At 70.6% G+C, this 2,093-nt stretch carries 1 protein-coding gene and 1 pseudogene; one reads left to right on the top strand and one right to left on the bottom strand.

What is annotated here, in order from left to right:
* Positions 1–813, top strand: a pseudogene (locus ACQKIP_RS45870) (peptidase); the annotation flags it as partial.
* A gap of 102 nt (positions 814–915) precedes the next feature.
* On the opposite strand, the gene ACQKIP_RS45865 reads toward ACQKIP_RS45870, so the two are convergent.
* Positions 916–1,635 carry an SGNH/GDSL hydrolase family protein gene (locus tag ACQKIP_RS45865; RefSeq protein ID WP_365863422.1) on the bottom strand — a complete coding sequence of 240 codons (720 nt, stop codon included), beginning with the start codon at positions 1,633–1,635 and terminating at the stop codon, positions 916–918.
* Between the last annotated feature and the right edge of the window lie 458 nt (positions 1,636–2,093).

Genomic DNA, 2,093 nt, shown 5'->3' with positions numbered 1-2,093 from the left:
CTCCCGGCCTCCGGCACGAGCTACATCAACACCAAGGACCTGCGCTGGAGTTGGTCCATGGCACAGCTCGACGACACAGGGTCCTCCACCATCGACTACGGCACCGACACGGTCGCCTACAAGGCGGGCAAGCGCTACACGCTCAACTTCAACACCGGCGTCGTGGGCCCCGACCTCCACGCCGACCAGGGGCAGGGCGCGCGCCGCGCGGGCAACGCCATGGACGCATACGTCCAGCTCTTCAGCGACGGCGCGGGACACGCCGGCAGCTCCGTGACGAGCGGCGGCTTCACCCGGCTGGAATCCGGCGGCCGCACCCTCGCCGAGGGCGAACCCGGCGCGGTGAACGCCGAACTCCCGGCCGCCTCCGCCTCCTACCGCCTGGTCATGGAGGCCACCCGCCCGGCAACCGTCGCCACGACCAGCACCAAGGTGGCTGCGGCCTGGACGTTCAAGTCGGCCAAGACACCCGACGACCCGCCCACCGAGCTGCCCCTGACCACCGTCCGCCTCGCACCGAAACTGGCACTGAACGGCACGGCCCGAGCAGGCAGCACGCTCACGGTGCCGCTGAAGGTGGCCGGCGCAGCAGCCGGCCCCGGCAAGATCGCCACCCTGACCGTCAAGGTCTCCTACGACGGCGGCACCACCTGGAAGTCGGCCCCCGTCACGACCGACACCAGCGGGGCACGCACCGCGAGCGTCAAGCACCCGGCGACGGCCAAGGCGGTGTCGTATCGCGTGTACGTGAAGGACACGGCCGGCAACACCGTGACCGAAACGATCACGAACGCCTACCGGCTCGCTCCGTGAGGAGACAACCTGCACCCTGACGGGCCCAGCGTCCGCAGCATGAGGCCGGGCCACGGAGCTTCTCCGTGGCCCGGCGCACGTACGTCTCCGCGGGCCCGAAGCTCAAGCCCCTGCCTGCAGATCTCGCCGCCCCTCGACACGGCTCAGGCGTTGCCGGCGGGCGCCCAGGGCGCGGATGATCTCGGTGCCGAGGACCGCCTGGCCCCGGGCGTTGAGGTGGATGCCGTCAGTGCTCCAGATCGACTCGTCGCGATCGGTCGGGTGGTTGTCCAGGTCGACGTAGACGGCGTCCAGGCGCTGCGACACCGATCGGATCCCCCGCGCTACGGCGGCCAGGCGCTCGCGGGCCACGTCCCGGTATCGCGCGTCGAAGTACGGGTTGCCGGTGATGTCGAAGAAGCCGGCGGTCACCAGCGTGCCCGCGCTGCGCAACGGCGTGAAGAGGGCTTCGAGTTCGCCCTCCACGGCCTGCGGGTCGAAGGTCTTGCGCAGGCCGTCGTTGCCACCGCACAGCGCGATCACCAGGTCAGGCCCGAAATCCAGCGCGGACTTCAGCTGCGTCTCGCGTACCTGCGCGGTCACCAGTTCACGCTGTCCCAGGTTGAGGTGTACCAACTCCGGCCGCACTTCGCGAAGAGCGGCGATCACCAGGCTCGACCAGGGGCCGGTGCGGTAGCCGGGACGCGACTCGCTGACGCCCCGGGCGACGCTGTCACCGACAATGACCAGCCGGGACCACGGGGCGCCCCGGAGCAGTGCTGCTCCCCGGGCGGGTGACATCACGTGCGGGTCGTTCCTCTCGGTCACCTGGATCGTTTCCACGTCCCCGTCCTCTCCTTGAGCCCGGTGTCCTGTTCGTCGATGCCATCGACGCCATCGACGGTGGCATCCGGTGCCCGTGCCCGCTGGCGGAAAAGCGCCATCACCGCGGCGCCCTGTCCCGGGCAGTGTTGGTCTGGCCGGCGGGAGTGGGCCTGAGACGGCCGTTTCAGCCCAATTGCAGGGCGCTACCAGCCGGGACCTCAACGATGAGACGCCACTCCGTCGCACGGCCGGTGCGTTCCCAGCTTTCGGAAGGAGCGAGGTTGCAGCCGCGGCGCGGCCTGGCCCGCAGCGTGACGGCGACGGGCACGGCGGGCACAGCCGACCGCGAACAGGGCCCCGGCCCGGCGCCCGGTGCCCCTCCCCCATCCGGCAGCTCGCCGAGTGGTCCGCCGAACCCCAGAACGCCTCAACGCCAGAAGGGGAATTGCACGATGTCCGACCCCACACCTTCCTGC

The sequence above is a fragment of the Streptomyces sp. NPDC059900 genome (assembly GCF_050270335.1).
Classification (GTDB): domain Bacteria; phylum Actinomycetota; class Actinomycetes; order Streptomycetales; family Streptomycetaceae; genus Streptomyces.
This window is presented reverse-complemented; position numbering and strand designations above follow the sequence as displayed.